Below are 17,988 nucleotides of genomic sequence, written 5' to 3'. Positions count from 1 at the left end.
TATTATGACCATTCAATGCCATGGCCGCCGCAAGGGTGTGCCTGTCGTCGCGGCCACCCTGCTGGCCCTGCTCTCGGGCGGACTCTCTCATTCGGCACTGGCAGCCCAGCCGGTTCCTGCCGAACTCAAGCTCGCCATCGGCGCCGAACCTACCGAAGGGTTTGACCCCCTGCTTGGCTGGAGTCACGGCAGCTACCTGCTGCTGCACAGCCCGCTGCTCAAGCAGAACGCAGACCTCAGTTGGCAGAATGTGCTCACCCAATCTGTGACCCCGAACCAGGATGGCAAGGGGTGGCTCATCCGCCTCAAGCCGGATCTGAAATTCTCCAATGGCGCACCGCTCACCGCCGAAGATGTGGCCTTTACCTACAAGAGCGCTGCCAGGGGCGGCGGCAAGATCGACATGGGCAACTTTGTCTCTGCCAAGGTGCTCTCGCCTACCGAGGTTGCCATCACTCTTAGCGCCCCTCAGAGCACCTTCGTCAACGTGCTGGGATCCTTGGGCATAGTGTCGAAGCGGGATTACGATCCCAAGCGCTACGCCCAGCAGCCCATAGGTGCCGGCCCTTACCGGCTGGTGAGCTTCCTGCCCGGTCAGCAGCTGGTGGTGGAGGCGAACCCCCATTACGCCGGTGGCCGCAATGACTTCAAACGGCTGGTGTTTGTCTTTATCGACGAAGAGAGTGCCTATGCCGCCGCCCAGAGCAGCCAGCTCGATCTGGTGCGCATCCCCCCGTCGCTGGCCCCCACAGTGCCTGCCTCCCTCAAGCTGTGGGTGCGGCCAAGCGTGGAGAACCGCGGCATCGTCTTCCCCATTCCTGCAGCGAGCAAGCGTGGCGAAGAGGCTAAAAAAGATGCCAAGGGGTATCCCATCGGCAACGACGTGACCTCGGATGTGGCGGTGCGCCGCGCCATCAACTACGCCATCGACCGCAAGCTGCTGGCCGATCAACTGCTGGAAGGGCACGCCATCCCCGCCTACAGCGCGGTAGAAGGCTTGCCCTGGCTAAACAAAGCCACCGCCTTCAAGGATGGCGATGCCGCCCATGCCAACGCCCTGCTCGACGAGGCGGGCTGGAAGATGGGCAGTGACGGCATTCGCCACAAGGGCGACCTGCGCGCCGCCTTTACCCTCTGGTACACCAGTGGCGACAGCACCCGCCGGGATCTGGCGGAAGCGGTGCGGGCCATGCTCAAACCCATCGGTCTCGAAGTGAGCCTCAAGTCCGGCAGCTGGGAGCAGGTGGAGCGTGAGATGCACGCCAATCCGGTGCTGATGGGGTGGGGGAGTCTGGATCCCATGGAGCTCTATCACCACTACCAGAGCGGCTCGGGCGGCGTTGAGTTCTACAACCCTGGCTACTACAGCAACCTTGTGGTGGATGGCCACCTCAAGCAGGCGCTGGATGCCCCCGATTGGCAGGCGGCCGTGCCGTTCTGGCAGCAGGTGGAGTGGGATGGCAAGAGCGGCGCCGGGGTGCAGGGGGATGCCGCCTGGGCCTGGCTGCTCAATGTGCAGCACACTTATCTCGCCAACCGCTGCATCGACCTTGGCAAGGGGGCGCCGGAAATTCACGGTAGCTGGTCTTTGCTCAACAACCTGCAGGATTGGCGGTGGACGTGCCGTTAAGTTCGCCCGTTAGCTCTTCCGGTTACATCTTGGTAAAAGCCCTGCTGCGTCTGGCAGGGCTGCTCTGTCTGGTCTCTGTCGCCACCTTTGTGCTGCTGAGCTACTCCCCCATCGATCCCATCAAAGCCTATATCGGCAACGATCTGCTCCATGTGCCGCCCGAGCAGTACGCCCGCATTGCCGCCCGCTGGGGGCTGGATCAGCCGCTGTGGCTGCGCTACTGGCGCTGGTTTACCCAGGTGCTGCAGGGAGATCTCGGCTACTCCATGCTCTACAACGCGCCTGTGGCTCAGGTGATAGGCAGCCGCTTTGCCGCCTCCTTCCTGCTGCTGGCCGGCGCCTGGCTGCTCTCCGGCTTTTTCGGCATCCTGCTGGGGCTCTGCGCCGGTCGCTATCTCAACCGTTGGCCCGATCGCCTTATCTGCCGCTTTGCTTACCTACTAGCTTCCCTGCCCACCTTCTGGGTCGGCCTCTTGCTGCTCGCCCTGTTTGCGGTGCACTGGCCGCTGCTGCCGGTTTGCTGCGCCTGGACGCCTGGCCTATCAGCCGATGAGGCGGACTGGCTGATGCGATTGCGCCATCTGCTGCTGCCGGTGACCACGTTGGCGTTGCTCGGGGTGGGCAACATAGCCCTGCATACCCGGGGGCGGGTGGCCGAGGTGCTGGCGAGCGACTTTATCCGCTACGCCCGCGCCCAGGGGGATGGCGGTTGGCCCATGCTGCGTTTTCACGTGCTGCGCCACGCCCTGACCCCGGCGCTCTGTCTGCAGTTTGCCTCCCTGGGTGAGCTGATTGGCGGATCGCTTTTGGCCGAGAAGGTCTTCTCCTATCCGGGGCTCGGGCAGGCGACCGTGGATGCGGGGCTGCGCGGTGACATTCCCCTGCTGATGGGAATTGTGCTGTTCTGCACCCTGCTGGTCTTTATTGGCAACACTGTGGCCAGTTTGTTGCTGGCTCGCATCAATCTGGGTTGGGAGGGTGAGCATGCTGTTTAATCCGCTCCCCTCAATGTTGCGTCTGGGTTTTGCCCTGATCGGATTGGCGTTGCTGGCCGCCTACGGCTGGAGCCTCTCTCATCAGGATGTGCCCATGGATCTGCTGGCGCGCCAGCAGCCGCCCTCGCTGGCACACTGGTTCGGTACCGATCAGATGGGGCGTGATCTCTGGTTGCGGGCATTTCAGGGCACCCTCACCAGTCTGGAGCTCGGCATCAGCACGGCCCTGTGCAGCGGCCTGCTGGCCATGGTGGCGGCCAGTGTCTCGCTCATCCACCCCAGATGCGATGTGGCGGTGCGCCTCGTGATCGATGCCATGCTGGCGCTGCCCCATATGCTGCTGCTAATCCTCATCTGCTTTACCGCAGGGGGCGGCATGCGTGGGGTGATCCTGGCGGTGGCGCTGACCCACTGGCCCAAGCTGGCGCTCATTCTTTGCGCCGAGGCGCGGCGGATCGCCAGCAGCGACTACGTGGTGCTGGCCCGCTGTCAGGGGATGGGGGCGCTGCGCCGCTGGCGTACCCACCTGCTGCCGGGGCTGTTGCCCCAATGGTTTATCGGCACCCTGCTGATGTTTCCCCATGCGGTGCTGCACAGTGCGGCCTTGAGCTTTCTCGGCTTTGGCCTGGCGGCCCATGAGGCCTCGCTTGGCCTGCTGCTGGCCGATGCCTTGCGTTATCTGGCCGGTGGCGGCTGGTGGTTGGCCCTTTTCCCCGGTCTGATGCTGCTGACCCTGGTTTTACTGTTTGATCAGGCTACCCGGGCACTGCAACAGCTCTGGTTTGGGGGTGAACCATGCTGAGCTTTGACCATGTGACCATAGAGGCCGCCCACTACTCCTGGCTGGGGCGGCGCAGCTGGCAGCCTTTGCTGACCGACATCAGCCTGCAACTGGCGCCGGGGGAGATAGTGGCGCTGGTGGGGGGGAGCGGCGAGGGCAAGAGCCTGCTGCTGCAAAGCGCCCTGACCCTGCTGCCGGACAACCTGCGGATGCGCGGTGCCATTTCCCTCGATGGCACGCCCCTGTGCGACGCCAGCCGGGCCCGTTTGCGCGGCCACACCCTCTGTTATGTGCCGCAGGGAGTGAGCGCCCTCAATCCGTTGCTGACGGTGGAGCGCCAGCTGGGCCGGGCGGCTCGTCTCTGTGGCCAGAACGGTTCCCGCGAACGGCTCGGCCAGCAGTTGCAGCGCTATCAGTTGCCCGCCTCCACGCTGGACAGATACCCGCGCCAGCTCTCCGGCGGCATGGCCAAGCGCATTCTGGCCTGCACAGCGGCGCTCGGCGGTGCCCGCTATATTCTGGCGGACGAGATCACCGCCTGGCTCGACGAGGAGCTGGCCTGTCTGTTGCTCGGTCAATTGCGCGAACTGGCCAATCAGGGCAGCGGCATCCTCTGGGTGACCCACGATCTGGCGCTGGCGGCCCGCTTTGCCGATCGCATAGTCGCGCTGCATCAGGGCCAGGTGAGCGATACCCTGAGCTGCCACCACCTGCGGCAGGGGCAGGGGAGCGAGATGCTGCGTGCTCACTGGCAGGCGCTGCCCGAGTTCAACGCGCTCTTCTCTGCGCCGGAGGTTTCCTGATGTTCGCGTCTCTTAAACAGGCAGCTTGCTGCGCAGCAGATATGCAATGTCCGACATTCAATGGCCGGTGTTGCCGCAGTGCCATTCACCCTTTGTTACCCCAGAGGTCTGCTGATGTTTGAAGTACGGGATCTCACCATCGCCCAGGGGGAACGCCCTCTCTGGCAGGGACTGTCACTGGCGGTGAAGGCGGGCGAGCGGCTGGGGATGTCTGCCCCGAGCGGTTATGGCAAAACCACGCTGGGGCGGGTATTGGCGGGCTGGCAACCGGTTCGGGCCGGTGGGCAGATCCTGCTGGATGGGCAGCCTTTGCCTAAGCAGGTAAAAGGCTACAACCCTATCCAGCTGGTGCCCCAGCACCCCGAACTCACCTTCAATCCCTATCGCACCACAGGGCAGGCGCTGTGGGATGTGTGGCGCCCCGATGATGCCATGCTGGCCCGTTTTATGGTCAAGCCCGAGTGGCTTGAGCGCAAGCCAGGCCAGCTCTCCGGTGGCGAGCTGGCCCGCATCGCGCTGCTGCGCGCCCTCGATCCCCGCACCCGGTTGCTTGTCGCCGACGAGGTGACCGCCCAGCTTGACCCGCAAATTCAACGCCAACTCTGGCAGGAGCTGATGCGTGAGTGCGAGCAGCGCGGGCTCGGCATGCTTGTCTTCAGTCACCAGCAGGCGCTGCTGTGCCAGATCTGCCACCGGGTGCTGCGCTTTGGTGAGGCGTCGCCTGCAACTGGTGTATTGGCTGAAAACGCGGCCTGAGGATTGGTGTTCCCCCTCATCCCCAGCCCTTCTCCCGCAAGGGGAGAAGGGAGCAGAAGGTGCCATCTCGCCAGGATCGGGGTTTGGAATTTGGGAAATATGGCTGGTTGTTATGCTCGCAGACTCTCTCAGAGGGCGAATATTTCGAGCATATTGCCAGCATCCACGCATAGGTTTCCCTTTCCCTGTTGAGACAGAAGAGAAGAATGCGACATCCACGAACCGGTTCCCTCTCCCTGGGGAGAGGGCCAGGGTGAGGGGACGCGAGTGAGAGAGGCCGGCCATTCTGGACAGATAGTACGGCTGGCAAGGTTTGCAGATAAAAGAGAGGGAGGCATCAGCCTCCCTCTTTTGTTATCCACCGTTAGCTACGGCGTTTAACCGGTTCAGGTTCAGGCCGTTGCCAGCCAGTTGAGCCAAGCATCCATCCCTTCGCCTGTGGTGGCGCTGACCTGGATCACCTGAATATAGGGGTTGACCCGTTTGGCGTTCTCGATGCAGCGGGCCACGTCAAAGCTGACGTAGGGCAGCAGATCGATCTTGTTGATCACCATCAGCTGGGCGGCGGCAAACATGTCCGGGTATTTGAGGGGCTTCTCTTCCCCCTCGGTGACGGAGAGGATCGCCACCTTGTACTTCTCGCCGAGATCGAAGCTGGCGGGGCAGACCAGATTGCCCACGTTCTCGATAAACAGGATGCCCCCTTCATTGGCAGGCAGCTGGTGGCAGGCGTCGTGGACCATTTTGGCATCCAGATGGCAGCCCTTGCCGGTGTTGATCTGCACGGCAGGGACGCCGGTGGCACGGATGCGATCCGCATCGGCGCTGGTCTGCTGATCCCCCTCGATCACAGCGCAAGGGCGCTTGTCGGCCAGTTGGCGCAGGGTTTCGCACAGCAAGGTGGTCTTGCCTGACCCCGGGCTCGACACCAGGTTAAGCACCAGCTGGGCCGCCTCATCGAAGTGTTCGCGGTTGTGGGCCGCCAGCTTGTTGTTCTTGGCCAGCACATCCATCTCGATGGCGATCAGCTGACGCTGCCCCATGCCGGGGACCGACAATCCCGCTTCCCCTTTGCCATAGTGCAGATCACCCTGCTGATGGTCATGGTCATGGTCATGGTCATGGTCATGGTCATGGTTGTGATCATGGGGATGCGCGTGGGAATGGCCGTGGTCATGAGAGTGGGCATGATCATGATGATGGTCGTGGGGGTGATCGTGGGGGTGCTCATGACCCTCTGCTCCCACTGGCGCCCGTACCCAGTGGTAGTGGTGATGGACATCCCCCTGATGGTGATAGTGGTGGTGAACGATCAGGGTGCGCGGTGCGCTCTGCTCATGTTCGTGATGAGCATCATGGGCATGAGGGTGGCCGTGCTCATGTTCATGGTGATGATGGTGCTCATGATCGTGAGCGTGGGGGTGTGCATGGTCGTGATCCTCTTCATGGCCGGCAATCCGCGCCTGGCCGCATCCACATACGCTACACATATCAACTTACCTCGATGTCGGTGATGCGCAGGCTATCGCCTTGCGCGACTCGTAATTTGTATCCGCCACACTCGGGACAGGCCTGTCCGCGCTCGGTGAGGGTGACCGTCTGGTTGCAGTCGTAACACCAGGCTTCTGCCGCCTGATGCTGAAAGTGGAGTCGGGCCCCTTCGACGGCGGTGCCCTTGGCGGCGGCCTCGAAACAAAACGCAATGGTGTCCGGGTCGACGCAGGAGAAGCTGCCGACCTCGAGCCAGAGGGCTGTCACCTTGTTAAAGCCCCGCTGTGCAGCCTGTTCGGCCGCCAGATCGATGGCGGCCATGGCCAGAGACATTTCGTGCATGGGTGCTCCTTAACCGATATGGGGAGGAGGAGTGATTCCTCCCCGTGATTGGGTGAACGGCAATGCCGATCAACAGATCCGCGGGAGCAGTTCCCCTTGCGGCAGCTCCAGATAACGGCGGCTGCCCCAGGGGTTGTTGAGCACCACCTTGTGGCGATCGCTCGTCTGCACCACGCCTATCTGGCTGGCGGAGGGGTTGAACTGCCGCAATATGCCCAGCGCGTCCTGCGCTTGTTCGGCAGGCAGAGCCAGCACCATGGTGCCCTCGTTGGCGAGATCATGGGGCTCGAAGCCGTAGAGTTCGCACAGGCCGCGCACCGGATCGCAGACCGGAATGGCGGACTCCTCCAGCTCGATACCTACTTGGGAGGCGGTGCTCCACTCGTTGAGCACGGCGGCGAGGCCACCGCGGGTGGCATCGCGCAGGGCATGGGGGGTAAGCCCCGCTTGCAGCAGCGCCTCCACCTGGGGCCAGAGGGTGGTGCAGTCGCTCTTGAGTGTCGAGCCCAGCTGCAGGGCGTCGCGGGCCATCAGGATGCAGGCGCCGTGGCTGCCGATATCCCGTGACACCAGAATGGCGTCACCGGCCTTGAGGCTCCGCACCGAGATGCCCCGGCTCTGCTCAGGCAGCGGGAAGGTGCCGACCCCGCTGGTGTTGATGAAGATCTTGTCGGCTGCTCCCCTCGGCACCACCTTGGTGTCGCCGCAGACGATGCGCGCGCCACTCTTGGCAAGTTCAGCTGCCATCGACTCGACGATGCGGGTGAGATCCGCGTAGGGGAAGCCCTCCTCGATGATGAAGCTGCAGCTGAGGTATTCCGGTTTGGCCCCCATCATGGCGAGATCATTGACCGTGCCGGCGATGGCCAGCTTGCCGATATCGCCCCCCTCGAAGAACAGCGGCGAGACGGTAAAGCTGTCGGTGGTGAAAGCGACGGGGCCCTCTACCTGCAGCAGGGCGGCGTCTTCACCGCGCAGCAGGATCTCGTTGCCGAAATGGTGGAAGAACAGTTGGCTTATCAGCTGGTTCATCTCGACGCCGCCGCCACCGTGGCTTAACTGAATTTCTCTCATCGGGTCTGGTTCTCCACAAGATTGCCGAAACAGGCTGGTTCATCTCCACCCATCACCCGACCGCCGTGGCTTAACTGAATTTCTCTCATCGCTGCTGGATCCCCATATATCGGTAGTAGGCATTGCAGGCCCCCTCGGAGCTGACCATGCAGCTGCCCATGGGCTGGGTCGGGGTGCAGCCCCGGCCAAAGACCTTGCACTGGTTCGGCTTGGCCAGCCCGCGCAGGATATCGGCGCACTGGCACGCCTTGTGGTCATCGATGGGGGTCTCACTGAGTTGAAAGTGACGCTCCGCATCGCGCCTGGCAAAGGCATCCCGCAGGCGCAGGGCGGAGGCGTTGATGTCCCCCAGACCTCGCCAGCGAAAGTGCTCGCGGGTCTCAAAATATTGGTCGACCAGCCGCTGGGCGGCTTTATTGCCGCTGGCGGTGACGGCGCGGCTGTACTGCACCTCCAGCGCGTAGCGACCCTCCACCTTCTGGCGCACCATCATCAGCAGCGCCTCCATCACATCCACCGGCTCGAAGCCGCTCACCACCACAGGCACCTGATAGCGATCAACGATGGGAAGGTAGATATCGGCACCTGTGATGACGCTGACGTGGGAGGGGCCGATAAAGGCGTTCACCTTGGCAACCCCGTCGGCCATCACGGCGTGGATGGCAGGCGGCACCAGCACATGGTTGATATGAAACAGCAGGTTCTCCACCCCCGCAGCGTCGGCTGCTGCCAGCAGCGCGGCTGTCATGGGGGTGGAGGTCTCGAAACCGATGGCGAAGAAGACCACGGTTTTGTCCGGGTTCTCCTTGGTGATGCGCAGGGCATCGAGGGGGTCATAGACGGGGCGGATATCGCTCCCCTTGGCCCGCTGCTGGGCCAGCGTGCCCTTGGAGCCCGGCACCCGGATCATGTCCCCCAGGGTGACCAGAATGACGTTGGGCTGGCTAGCCAGCTCGATGGCCTGATCGATGCGCTCCTTGGGCATGATGCAGACCGGGCAGCCGGGGCCGTGGACGAACTCTATGCTGGCCGGCAGCAGCTGGGGCAGGCCGTACTTCATGATGGTGTGGGTATGGCCGCCACACACCTCCATCACCCGCAGCGGCTCGGGCAGTTGCTCGGCTAGCGCGTGGATTTGCGCGGCGAGGGCGCGGATCACCTCGGGCTGGCGAAAGCCCTGAAACAAGTCATTCAAGGTCAGCATGGCAAGATGTCCTGCGCAGGGATAAGGGCCACCATCTGGCGGAAGCTCTCGAGGCTGGCCTGCGCCTCCGCTTCGTCAATCTTGCTCATCACAAAGCCGATATGGAGTAGCACATAGTCGCCAAGGTTGAGGGGCTCTTCGAGCAGCATGCAGCTGACGCGACGCTGCACCCCCAGGGTATCGACGGTGACGCAGTTATCTTCTGGGTGCAGCTGCACCACCTGAGAAGGTATGGATAGACACATGGATTTCAGGACTCCGACAAGGTGGCACAACCGGCTGTGGCTGGCTGGTGCGTGGCAATATGGTGGATGGCAAACCAGAGCTGACCGGCGGCTATGCCGCCGTCATTGAGCGGCAGGGTTTCGCTGGTCAATACCTGCCGACCGGCGGCTTCGAGGCCGGGCACAAGCTGATCCATCAGCACCCGGTTTTGAAATACGCCGCCCCCGAGCGCCACCGGATAGCCGGGGAAGCGCCCGGCCAGGGCAACCACCAGATTGCTGATGGCGCGGATAAAACCGGCGGCCAGGCTGGCGGTGGAGGTGCCTTTGCGCCGCTCGCCGACAAGGGTATTGAGCAGCGCGGCCCACTCAATAAGCAGCGGCCCCTCTGCGCTCTGGTTCAGGCCAAAGGCGAGGGGGAAGGGCAGTTCATCGGGGGCCAGTTGCAAGGCAGCTGCCTCCAGCAGGAGCCCGGCTTCTCCCTCGTAATCCGGGGTATCGATCACCCCCAGCAGCGCCGCGACGGCGTCGAACAGTCGGCCGATGGAGCTGGTGTAAGGGGCGTTGCGACCCAGCTGCCAGAGCTGGTGCAGATTGCGGATCCGCTCAAGGGGCAGTTTGTTGATCAAAGGAATATCGAGGGCGCAGACCTCCTCCACGGCATAGGATTCGAACAGCAGCCCCAGCAGCTGGCGCACCGGCTCGCGGATGGCCACCTCGCCGCCGATCAGCTTGAAGGGTTTGAGGTGCGCAACCCGTGTAAAGCCCTTCACATCAGCCAGCAGCAGCTCGCCACCCCAGAGAGTGCCGTCATCCCCAAGGCCGGTGCCGTCAAAGGCAACACCCAGCACAGGGCCCGTGATGTCGTGCTCGGCCATCACAGCCAGCAGGTGGGCGTGATGGTGCTGTACCTCGAGATGGGTCGCACCCTCTGCCGCGCAATAGCCCTTGGCCCACTGGTGGCTGAGATAGCCCGGGTGGCAGTCCGAGACCAGCAGTTCTGGCTTGAGATCGTAGAGTTCGCGAAAGGTGGCCAGGGTCTGCTCGAAGTGGCCCTGCATCGGCAGGCTGTGCAGATCGCCGATATAGGGGCTGTAGATGCGCTGGCGGCCGAAGGCCAGCGCCAGCTGGTTCTTCTGCTGCGCCCCGACTGCCAAGAGCGGCACCCTGACAGCCTGTTTCAGACTGGGGGTGTAGGGGGCGTAGCCCCGGGCGAGGCGCAAAGTCTGGCGCCGCCCGCCTGCCCACTGCACCAGACTGTCGTCGCAGGGGTGCAGTATGGGGCGGTTGTGATCCAGGATGCCGTCGATTTCGCCCCCGAGTTCGCTGACCACAGCATCGCATTCGATCAGAATGGGGCTGCCGCGACCATTGGCGCTGGTGGCCACCAGCGGCATGGCGCATGCGTCCAGCAGCAGTTGATGGAGCGGGGTGTAGGGAAGCATGACGCCGAGGTAGGGAATGCCGGGGGCTATCCCTTCGGCCAGCGGGGCCGCGGTGTGTTGGGATTCTGACGGCCGATCATCCTTGGTGCGCTTGCGCAGCAAGGTGATGGGCCTGGCCTGAGAGGCGAGCAGGTTCCACTCCTCCTCGCTGCCGGTGACATGCAGCCTGGCCTCGGCAAGGGAACCCATCATCACCGCCAGCGGCTTGCGCTCGCGCCGCTTGAGCTGGCGAAGCCGTGCCACGGCGGACTCGCTGCGCGCATCACATATCAGGTGATAGCCCCCCATCCCCTTGACCGCAATCAGCGCCCCCGCTTGCAGGGCGCGGGCAGCCATTTGCAGGGCATGATCGCGCTCGGCCAGGGCATCACCCTTGCCTGTGCGCCAGCTGAGATGGGGCCCGCACTCGGGGCAGCTCACCGGCTGGGCGTGGTAGCGTCTGTCCAGCGGATTTTCATAGGCCGCCGCGCAGCGCGGACACATGGCAAAGCCCGCCATGGCGGTGTGGGGTCTGTCGTAGGGGAGGCGGCGGATGATGGTGTAGCGCGGACCGCAGTGGGTGCAGTTGGTAAAGGGGTAGTGATGGTGGCGATCAACGGGGTTGGCCACATCCGTGGCGCACGCCTCGCACATCCCCTGATCCGGCGAGATGGCGACCGTGGCGGCGCTCTGCTGCTGGCTGGCCTTGATATGAAAGGCACCGTCGTAGTCAGGATTATCTACTCGGGGCAGTTCCCGCTCGTTGAAATGATCGATACGGCTGAGCGGTGGTGCCAGCTCCCGCAGTTCGCGGGCAAAGGCGGCGAGCTGCTCGGGGGAGCCTTCTGCGCCTATGGTGACGCCGTTGGCATCGTTCAGCACATAGCCGGTAAGCGCGTGGCGCAGCGCCAGCCCATAGACGAAGGGGCGAAAGCCGACCCCCTGCACTATGCCGTCGATATGAAATTCGCGGCGCAGTCGGGTTGCTGCAGAATGGGCTGCTAGCGTGGCCGTCATGCCGGCTCCTGCTGCATGGCATCTTGGCTCTCTGGCAGGCGCAGCACCCGACGCTCGTTCTCCTCGCGCCGCACCCAGCCATCCATCTCCATGCGCAGGCAGAACGGAATGGCGTATTTACGCGACAAGCCGGTGATCTCCTTGAGGGATGCCATGTCGATCAGATCTCCCACCTGCTGGCCCGCCAGCACGGCGGCGACCATCTGGTTGTAAAGGGCTGCGTCGTAGTAGATGGGGCCATCGAGCTGCACCAGATACTTGAGTCGCGCCAGGTTGCGCAGCTGCTTTTGCAACGCGCAGTTTTTTTGTAAACCATTGCGCTGCAAGCCCTGCTGTAGGGCTGCGGGCAGTTTGTGGGTGATAAAGGGATCCAGCTCCACGCCGCCGGGGCCCAGTTTACCGGGCTCGTAACCTTCCTTGCCTTGATCTCGCACCACTTTGAGCACCAGCAGCGCCTCTTCCCCCAAATCATCTTCCGACTCGCCGCCGCCCGGCTGCCACTTGTCATGGTGCAGGCGAACAAGCTGCTCCCCCTTGAGTTGCTGGAGCAGGGCGTGAGTGACCGGCAAGGCGATGCCAAAGCGGGTCGCCAGCTCTGCGGCGCTAAGTGGTTCGCTGGCCAGGGTGGCGAGCAGCCGCTCGCGGCTCTGCGCCAGCCAGTGGTTGTCCAGCAGCCAGTCAGCGAGGGGGGTGACTTGGCCCGGCTGCTGGTCAAAGCGGCTGGCCAGCACATAGCCGTTGAGCCCCAGTTGCAGGGTGGCCGGGTTGTAGTTGGCGAGTTCATCGGGCAGCTCGCCCAGCAGGGCGTGCAGCGCCTTGCGTCTGGCGGGGTGAATATCGCCGCACCAGACGATGCGGGCGCCGTGCAACAGTTCGCTGCTGCCGTGGCGAATGATGGCGAGCGGCTGGCCGAAGAAGCAGGGGATGGGGCTGGCAAAGATCAGTCGCGCCAGCCGGGTGTCCTTGATAGGCACGAAACGGGCCCGGCCGTGCCAGCTGCCGAGGGCCACTTCCACCTCGCGGTTGCGTTGCTCCCGGATACTGCCGCCGACCTCGTTCAGTCGCACGATAAGGTGGGTCGCCGCTTCGCACTGGCCGGCGGCGCTGGTGAGGCAGTGGCCGCGTGCCACCTCCTTGTGGGGCACCTTTTTAAGACCCACCGCCACCCGACAGACGGCGCCGATCTCATCGACGCTCTGGTGATAGGCCTGCAGGGAGCGCACCTGCACCTCCCGATCGGCGGGGTAGAGGCGCAGCTTGTCCCCCACCTTGAGGCTGCCCTGCTGCAGGGTGCCGGTGAGCACGGTGCCTGTGCCATTGGCGGTAAAGACCCTGTCCACATAGAGGCGCGGTGGCGCCTCTTCACGAGAGCGGCGCGGCGCGCCCTGCTCGCGGGCAGCGTGCGATGCAGGCAGATCGGCAAGCTTGCCCACGATGGCAGTGTGCAGGGCGGCCATGTTGGCGCCGGTTTTGGCGCTGACGCTGACGATATCGGGCACCATGCCGCTCTCGTCCATCACCCGCTCCAGCAGGCTCTCTTCCAGCAGGGCCAGCTCGTCGGCGCTGACCAGATCGCACTTGTTGATGCAGACCAGCAGGCGCGGCACTCCCATCGCCTTGAGCAGGCGCAGGTGATCCCCTGTCATCGGCATCCACCCTTCGTCGGCGGCGATGACCAGCAGCACCAGATCCAGACTCCAGAGCCCCGCCACCATGTTACGGATATAGCGCTCGTGGCCGGGCACGTCGATGACGCCTATGGTGTTGCCCTGACCGTCATCGAAGTGGGCAAAGCCGAGATCCTGAGTCATGCCTATGGCCTGCTCGTGGGCACGGGCCGTGGTGATGCCGGTGAGGGCCTTGATCAGCAGGGTCTTGCCGTGATCCACGTGGCCGGCAAGGCCGATAACGGCGCGATAGGGGGTCATGGGATCAGGGCTCCTCTGTCGCATTGATCTGGGTGGGCAACAGCAATTCCTTGAGTTGGGCGATCAACAGTGTCATCTCAGCCGGCAGCAGGGTGGCCATATTGAGCAGCACCTTCTGCTGGCGCACCGTGGCGATGACAGGCACCGGCAATTCCCGCAGGGCGTCGAGCAGTTGCTGGGCCGGGCGCGGATCTGTGCATTCGAGCGCCAGCGCCGGGTAGAATTCGTCCGGCAATGTGCCGCCGCCCACCACCAGCTGGGCGGGCACCTCGGCAAAGCAGCCGGGCAGGGCGGCCATCAGCTGCTCGCTCCTGGCCTGCATGGCGGCAGGCTTGCTCAGGGTGCGCTGGGCGATGCCCTCGCCGATGGGGGATTTGTTGAGCTTGTGGATGAGCAGGCGTTCCAGCAGGGAGTAGACGATGCGGCTCGGGCGGAAGGTGCGCATCATGGGGTGTTTTTCCAGCCGCTTGATAAGATCGCTGCGGCCGCTGATGATGCCCGATTGCGGGCCGCCCAGCAGCTTGTCGCCTGAGTAGCAGACCAGATCCGCCCCCGCCTTGATGTACTGGCGCACCGAGGTTTCGTCCGGCGCAAACTCTTCTGTGGTCAATCCCGAACCCTGATCCACCGCCAGCACCACGTGCTCCGGCAGGGCGCGGGCCAGCTCGCCGATGTCGGGGGATTCGGTAAAGCCGCGAATGGCGAAATTCGATCTGTGCACCATCAGCACCAGCGCGGTCTGATCCGTGATGGCATCCAGGTAATCGTTGGCGGTAGTGATATTGGTGGTGCCCACCTCCACCAGTTTGGCGCCGGAGAGGGCCAGAATATCGGGAATGCGAAAACCGCCGCCAATCTGGATCTGCTCGCCGCGCGAGACGATCACCTCGCGCCCCTTGGCCACCTCCTGCAGCAGCAAAAAGAGCGAGGCGGCGTTGTTGTTGACCACCAGCGAATCCTCGGCCTGGGTGAGGCAGCCGAGCAGGGGAGCGATCAGCCCCTTGCGCCCGCCGCGCTTGCCGGTGGCGAGATCCAGCTCCAGATTGTTGTAGCCGGTGTTGAGGTCACGCACCTCGTCCCACAGATCGGTACTCAGCGGCGAGCGCCCCAGATTGGTGTGCACCAGGGTGCCGGTGGCGTTGATCACCCGGGTCTGACGCTGGCGCAACTGCTGTTGGCAACGCTTGGCAATCAGCGCCTCGATCTGCTCGGGGGTGACCCCATGCTGGCGAAAATCTTCGCTCTGGCGCAGTTCGCTCAGGGTGTCGCGCACCGCCTGGGTTACCAGCGGGCGGCTCAGCGCCTCGATAAACCTAGCGAGAAAGGGTTGCTGCAGCAGCTGTTCTACTTGGGGCAGACGGCGCGTTTGTTGCTGGCTGCGGAGTGGCAGTGAATCATTGGCAGTCGACCCTGGCTCGGGCTGGCTGTGGGAGTGGGCTATGGCTGGCGCGTGGGACGGGTTCGGCATGGGATTACCAGGGCAGTGCGTGGGTTTGACATGCACACAGCTTTGCCGATAGAGAGGCCGAGTTGACGGGTTATTTCAGTGCTGGCTGGTTACTGATTCTTGCAAATATCGCGCATGAATTAATGATGAATTGATGCTGATAAATTAATTGTTGGCCAGAACGACAACCTGTAATCGGATTATATTGGCAAGCGGCAAGCACCGTTTTTAAACAAGCATAAACCGGCTTTGAAATGTGGTTGATTCAATTTGTCCAATATATGTAATTGGCGGAAGAGGCAGGAATCGAACCTGCCAAAGCCTTCTCGGCTCACATCGGTTTTGAAGACCGAGGAGGCCACCAGACCCCATCAACTTCCGTAATGGCCACCATTTTGTGGCAAATTTCTGTGACTGGCAACGCTTTTTTTGTCATGAAAAAGCGAGGGTTAGCGGTTTTTTGAAAAATCAAAATAACCTTGTTTTATATCAAATTCAGCACGATTAGCCCGATGTTTTTAATTTAACATCGGGCCTCGATCACATTGGCATAACCGTCAGTCAATAACGCTCGTTAACAACTCGGTAAATAGTTATCGCTCGGCGTTGGAAATATTCCACTGGTCCAGTCGTTCTATTAACAAGCTGGTATCCTTGGCGGCATCAAGGTGCTGATAAAGATAATCCATCGCCCCGCTCACCATCTCTGTCATCGGGAAGGAGAAGGCGACTATGGCCGGTTGCACCCCGACAAAGATCACCTCGGGAACAAAGGTCTTGAGCTCGTCGATCAGGAAATTGAGCGGCATATTGTGGGTCGAGAAGATAAACATCTCGGCTATGGTTTCGGGGGGGATCACCTGCAGGGTGCCCGCCTTCTCGCCGATCTCGGCGGCATCCACCAGCACCACCCGCGCCGGTTGCAGCTCCCGCACCTTGTGGACCACATTTTCCGGCGCTATGCCGCCGTCGATATGGAGCCAGCCGGGCAGGGGGGCGGCTTGCAGCTTGTCCGCCAGATAGGGGCCGGCACCGTCGTCCCCCATCATGGCATTGCCCACGGTCAACACGAGATTGCAGCCCATCAGCGGCTCCTTACCATCAGGTACATATGGGGGTCGTTAAAGAGGGCGGTGAGCTGATCCATAAAGGTGTTGGTCCAGCCCAGCTGCTGCTCATCGAGCACATTGTCGGCTTTGCGCAGTCGGTCGAAGGCGCAGGCCAGCATATGGCAGTGCTCGCGATAGACGGTGATCTCGCCAAAGGTGAGAAACCCCTCCATCTTGCGGCGCGCCTCGCTGCCGGCGGGCAGCTTGGCCACCCAGTCGCGATAGCCTGCCAGCGGGCAGACCAGATCGGCGCTCAGACAGTCGACGATGCCGAGGTGGTGGCCGATGGCGAGGCTGTAGTACATCACCTCCTTGGCCTCCTCGGGCACGTCGAACTGCTCGTCCACGAACTTGCGCGAGAGGCGGTAGAAGAAAACCTGATCAGCCATGCACAGCCTCTCCCTTGCCTGCTGCCCGATTGAGGCAGGCGTTGGCCAGGTTGTTGACGATCTCCGATAGGCGCGGGTCGTCGTGTTGAGCGAGGTAGCTCTGGATGCGCAGATCCACATCCTGCTGGGTCGCCCCTTCGAGCAGGGCCATGAACTCGTCGGCTATGATCCGCCCCTGCCGGTAACCGGCCATGCGGCGCGCTTCGCGCTCTATCATCACCCGGATTTCATTGGGGATGCCGGTGTGGCGCAGCTCGACCCGCTCCCCCGGTTGCACCTGGTGGCTGGTGGCTTTGAGTTTCTGCTCAAGCAGACCGAGCGCCACCGCAAAGCCATAGATGGTGGCGGCCGGCGTGGGCGGGCAGCCCGGAATATAAACATCCACCGGCACTATCTTGTCGGTGCCACCCCAGACGCAGTACAGATCGTGGAAGATGCCGCCGTCACAGCCGCAGGCGCCGTAGGCGATGCAGATCTTGGGATCGGGAGCCGCTTCATAGGCGCGCAGGGCGGGCACTCGCATCGCCCTGGTCACGGCGCCGGTAAAGAGCAGGATATCGGCGTGGCGGGGAGAGGCGACCACCTTGATGCCGAAGCGCTCGGCATCGAACAGCGGTGTGATGGTGGCGAAGATCTCGATTTCGCAGGCGTTGCAGCCGCCGCAATCGACCCGATAGACATAGGCCGAGCGGCGAATGTCTTTCAGCAGTGTCTTCTTGAGTTTGGTGATCTCGGGATCCTGTGCCAGCGGCACGGCGCGGGTATGGGCATGGCCGACAACCGGTTCTATGCCTTTGATCTTGCTCATCACATCCACTCCTGTTGTGTGGCGATCGGTGTGGCAATCGGTGTTGTGGTTATGGCCGAGTCAGGCTGGCTCAGCATGCTCTGTTTTCGTTTGCAGTCGGGGCAGTGGTGCAGGCGCTCGGGATGCGCCAGCGGGGTGGCTGCTTGTACCAGGGTGTCCTCCACCAGTGCCACCAGCTTGCTCGGGGCAAAGTAGGTGCCGCACAGGGTGCAGGGGGCCAGCGCGAAGCGGGCCTCCTCATAGAGATCCGCCTTGTTGGTCACCGCCAGCTCGAACTCGGGGGAGAGGGCGATGGCATGGGTCGGGCAGACCTCTTCGCAGCGGCCGCAGAAGATGCAGCGGGCCATGGAGATCTCCCAGCGCCGTTCGCCGGTTTCCATGTCGACTTCCATCACCAGCGCATTGGCCGGGCAGGCCTTGGTGCAGGCGGCGCAGGCGATGCACTGATCGGCCTGATATTTGGGTTTGCCGCGAAAATCCCGGTTCACCTCATAGGGGGCGAAGGGGTACTTGGCGGTCGGCGTGCCCGCCTGGAGTATGGTCTTGAACAGCTTGATCATGATGAC

At 62.9% G+C, this 17,988-nt stretch carries 18 protein-coding genes and 1 tRNA gene; 6 read left to right on the top strand and 13 right to left on the bottom strand.

Annotated features, from left to right (window positions below):
- The first annotated feature begins 4 nt into the window (after positions 1 to 4).
- The 5 genes from IU367_RS12775 to IU367_RS12755 all read left to right on the top strand — a co-directional run bounded on the left by IU367_RS12775 (position 5) and on the right by IU367_RS12755 (position 4,965).
- The gene (locus IU367_RS12775) at positions 5 to 1,630 is read left to right on the top strand and encodes an ABC transporter substrate-binding protein (protein ID WP_274452090.1); all 1,626 of its coding nucleotides are present in this window, start codon (positions 5 to 7) and stop codon (positions 1,628 to 1,630) included.
- Positions 1,615 to 2,625 (top strand): ABC transporter permease, encoded by a 1,011-nt coding sequence (locus IU367_RS12770; protein WP_274452089.1) that lies wholly within the window; start codon positions 1,615 to 1,617, stop codon positions 2,623 to 2,625. The genes IU367_RS12775 and IU367_RS12770 overlap by 16 nt, the downstream gene beginning before the upstream one ends.
- Positions 2,615 to 3,427 (top strand): ABC transporter permease, encoded by an 813-nt coding sequence (locus tag IU367_RS12765; protein WP_274452088.1) that lies wholly within the window; start codon positions 2,615 to 2,617, stop codon positions 3,425 to 3,427. Before IU367_RS12770 ends, IU367_RS12765 begins: the two co-directional genes overlap by 11 nt.
- Complete coding sequence (locus IU367_RS12760) at positions 3,421 to 4,209, top strand: ATP-binding cassette domain-containing protein (RefSeq protein ID WP_274452087.1); 789 nt, start codon at positions 3,421 to 3,423, stop codon at positions 4,207 to 4,209. Before IU367_RS12765 ends, IU367_RS12760 begins: the two co-directional genes overlap by 7 nt.
- 114 nt (positions 4,210 to 4,323) lie before the next feature.
- Complete coding sequence (locus IU367_RS12755; RefSeq protein ID WP_274452086.1) at positions 4,324 to 4,965, top strand: ATP-binding cassette domain-containing protein; 642 nt, start codon at positions 4,324 to 4,326, stop codon at positions 4,963 to 4,965.
- Between the two features lie 392 nt (positions 4,966 to 5,357).
- Here the strand turns inward: IU367_RS12755 and hypB are convergent, their stop codons facing one another.
- Positions 5,358 to 6,212, bottom strand: coding sequence for a hydrogenase nickel incorporation protein HypB (gene hypB, locus IU367_RS12750; RefSeq protein ID WP_274452085.1), 855 nt, complete (start codon positions 6,210 to 6,212; stop codon positions 5,358 to 5,360).
- On the opposite strand from hypB, the gene IU367_RS12745 reads away from it, so the two are divergent.
- Positions 6,093 to 6,479 carry a hypothetical protein gene (locus IU367_RS12745; RefSeq protein WP_274452084.1) on the top strand — a complete coding sequence of 129 codons (387 nt, stop codon included), beginning with the start codon at positions 6,093 to 6,095 and terminating at the stop codon, positions 6,477 to 6,479. The genes hypB and IU367_RS12745 overlap by 120 nt on opposite strands.
- Here IU367_RS12745 and hypA read toward each other — a convergent pair.
- The 12 genes from hypA to IU367_RS12685 all read right to left on the bottom strand — a co-directional run bounded on the left by hypA (position 6,457) and on the right by IU367_RS12685 (position 17,982).
- Positions 6,457 to 6,798, bottom strand: a complete 342-nt coding sequence (gene hypA / locus IU367_RS12740; RefSeq protein ID WP_098984267.1) for a hydrogenase maturation nickel metallochaperone HypA — start codon at positions 6,796 to 6,798, stop codon at positions 6,457 to 6,459. The genes IU367_RS12745 and hypA overlap by 23 nt on opposite strands.
- Positions 6,799 to 6,867: 69 nt before the next feature.
- Positions 6,868 to 7,872: a hydrogenase expression/formation protein HypE gene (hypE, locus tag IU367_RS12735; RefSeq protein WP_274452083.1), complete on the bottom strand. Its 1,005-nt coding sequence runs from the start codon at positions 7,870 to 7,872 to the stop codon at positions 6,868 to 6,870.
- Positions 7,873 to 7,957: 85 nt separating this feature from the next.
- Positions 7,958 to 9,076: a hydrogenase formation protein HypD gene (gene hypD / locus IU367_RS12730; protein WP_274452082.1), complete on the bottom strand. Its 1,119-nt coding sequence runs from the start codon at positions 9,074 to 9,076 to the stop codon at positions 7,958 to 7,960.
- Complete coding sequence (locus IU367_RS12725; RefSeq protein ID WP_103472383.1) at positions 9,070 to 9,321, bottom strand: HypC/HybG/HupF family hydrogenase formation chaperone; 252 nt, start codon at positions 9,319 to 9,321, stop codon at positions 9,070 to 9,072. Before IU367_RS12725 ends, hypD begins: the two co-directional genes overlap by 7 nt.
- A 5-nt stretch (positions 9,322 to 9,326) precedes the next feature.
- On the bottom strand, positions 9,327 to 11,741 hold the full coding sequence (hypF, locus tag IU367_RS12720; RefSeq protein WP_274452081.1) for a carbamoyltransferase HypF: 2,415 nt from the start codon (positions 11,739 to 11,741) through the stop codon (positions 9,327 to 9,329).
- Complete coding sequence (gene selB / locus IU367_RS12715; protein ID WP_274452080.1) at positions 11,738 to 13,669, bottom strand: selenocysteine-specific translation elongation factor; 1,932 nt, start codon at positions 13,667 to 13,669, stop codon at positions 11,738 to 11,740. Before selB ends, hypF begins: the two co-directional genes overlap by 4 nt.
- 4 nt (positions 13,670 to 13,673) lie before the next feature.
- Positions 13,674 to 15,137 (bottom strand): L-seryl-tRNA(Sec) selenium transferase, encoded by a 1,464-nt coding sequence (selA, locus tag IU367_RS12710; RefSeq protein WP_274452079.1) that lies wholly within the window; start codon positions 15,135 to 15,137, stop codon positions 13,674 to 13,676.
- A gap of 267 nt (positions 15,138 to 15,404) precedes the next feature.
- Positions 15,405 to 15,496, bottom strand: a tRNA-Sec gene (locus tag IU367_RS12705).
- Positions 15,497 to 15,709: 213 nt separating this feature from the next.
- Positions 15,710 to 16,201, bottom strand: coding sequence for a hydrogenase maturation peptidase HycI (gene hycI, locus IU367_RS12700; RefSeq protein ID WP_274452078.1), 492 nt, complete (start codon positions 16,199 to 16,201; stop codon positions 15,710 to 15,712).
- Positions 16,201 to 16,614, bottom strand: a complete 414-nt coding sequence (locus IU367_RS12695; protein WP_274452077.1) for a formate hydrogenlyase maturation HycH family protein — start codon at positions 16,612 to 16,614, stop codon at positions 16,201 to 16,203. The genes hycI and IU367_RS12695 overlap by 1 nt, the downstream gene beginning before the upstream one ends.
- Positions 16,607 to 17,422 (bottom strand): NADH-quinone oxidoreductase subunit B family protein, encoded by an 816-nt coding sequence (locus IU367_RS12690; RefSeq protein WP_169045970.1) that lies wholly within the window; start codon positions 17,420 to 17,422, stop codon positions 16,607 to 16,609. Before IU367_RS12690 ends, IU367_RS12695 begins: the two co-directional genes overlap by 8 nt.
- Entirely contained in the window at positions 17,422 to 17,982 is a 561-nt protein-coding gene (locus IU367_RS12685; RefSeq protein ID WP_241278119.1) for a formate hydrogenlyase complex iron-sulfur subunit, read from the bottom strand. The genes IU367_RS12690 and IU367_RS12685 overlap by 1 nt, the downstream gene beginning before the upstream one ends.
- Positions 17,983 to 17,988: the final 6 nt, after the last annotated feature.

Source organism: Aeromonas bestiarum (genome assembly GCF_028751155.1).
Taxonomy (GTDB): domain Bacteria; phylum Pseudomonadota; class Gammaproteobacteria; order Enterobacterales; family Aeromonadaceae; genus Aeromonas; species Aeromonas bestiarum.
This window is presented reverse-complemented; position numbering and strand designations above follow the sequence as displayed.

Coding starts and splice junctions, on each gene's coding strand:
- IU367_RS12775 (WP_274452090.1), top strand. CDS start 5: ATGACCATTCAATGCCATGGCCGCCGCAAGGGTGTGCCTGTCGTCGCG.
- IU367_RS12765 (WP_274452088.1), top strand. CDS start 2,615: ATGCTGTTTAATCCGCTCCCCTCAATGTTGCGTCTGGGTTTTGCCCTG.
- IU367_RS12760 (WP_274452087.1), top strand. CDS start 3,421: ATGCTGAGCTTTGACCATGTGACCATAGAGGCCGCCCACTACTCCTGG.
- IU367_RS12755 (WP_274452086.1), top strand. CDS start 4,324: ATGTTTGAAGTACGGGATCTCACCATCGCCCAGGGGGAACGCCCTCTC.
- IU367_RS12745 (WP_274452084.1), top strand. CDS start 6,093: ATGGTCATGGTTGTGATCATGGGGATGCGCGTGGGAATGGCCGTGGTC.
- hypA (WP_098984267.1), bottom strand. CDS start 6,798: ATGCACGAAATGTCTCTGGCCATGGCCGCCATCGATCTGGCGGCCGAA.
- hypE (WP_274452083.1), bottom strand. CDS start 7,872: ATGAGAGAAATTCAGTTAAGCCACGGTGGCGGCGGCGTCGAGATGAAC.
- hypD (WP_274452082.1), bottom strand. CDS start 9,076: ATGCTGACCTTGAATGACTTGTTTCAGGGCTTTCGCCAGCCCGAGGTG.
- IU367_RS12725 (WP_103472383.1), bottom strand. CDS start 9,321: ATGTGTCTATCCATACCTTCTCAGGTGGTGCAGCTGCACCCAGAAGAT.
- hypF (WP_274452081.1), bottom strand. CDS start 11,741: ATGACGGCCACGCTAGCAGCCCATTCTGCAGCAACCCGACTGCGCCGC.
- selB (WP_274452080.1), bottom strand. CDS start 13,669: ATGACCCCCTATCGCGCCGTTATCGGCCTTGCCGGCCACGTGGATCAC.
- selA (WP_274452079.1), bottom strand. CDS start 15,137: ATGCCGAACCCGTCCCACGCGCCAGCCATAGCCCACTCCCACAGCCAG.
- hycI (WP_274452078.1), bottom strand. CDS start 16,201: ATGGGCTGCAATCTCGTGTTGACCGTGGGCAATGCCATGATGGGGGAC.
- IU367_RS12695 (WP_274452077.1), bottom strand. CDS start 16,614: ATGGCTGATCAGGTTTTCTTCTACCGCCTCTCGCGCAAGTTCGTGGAC.
- IU367_RS12690 (WP_169045970.1), bottom strand. CDS start 17,422: ATGAGCAAGATCAAAGGCATAGAACCGGTTGTCGGCCATGCCCATACC.
- IU367_RS12685 (WP_241278119.1), bottom strand. CDS start 17,982: ATGATCAAGCTGTTCAAGACCATACTCCAGGCGGGCACGCCGACCGCC.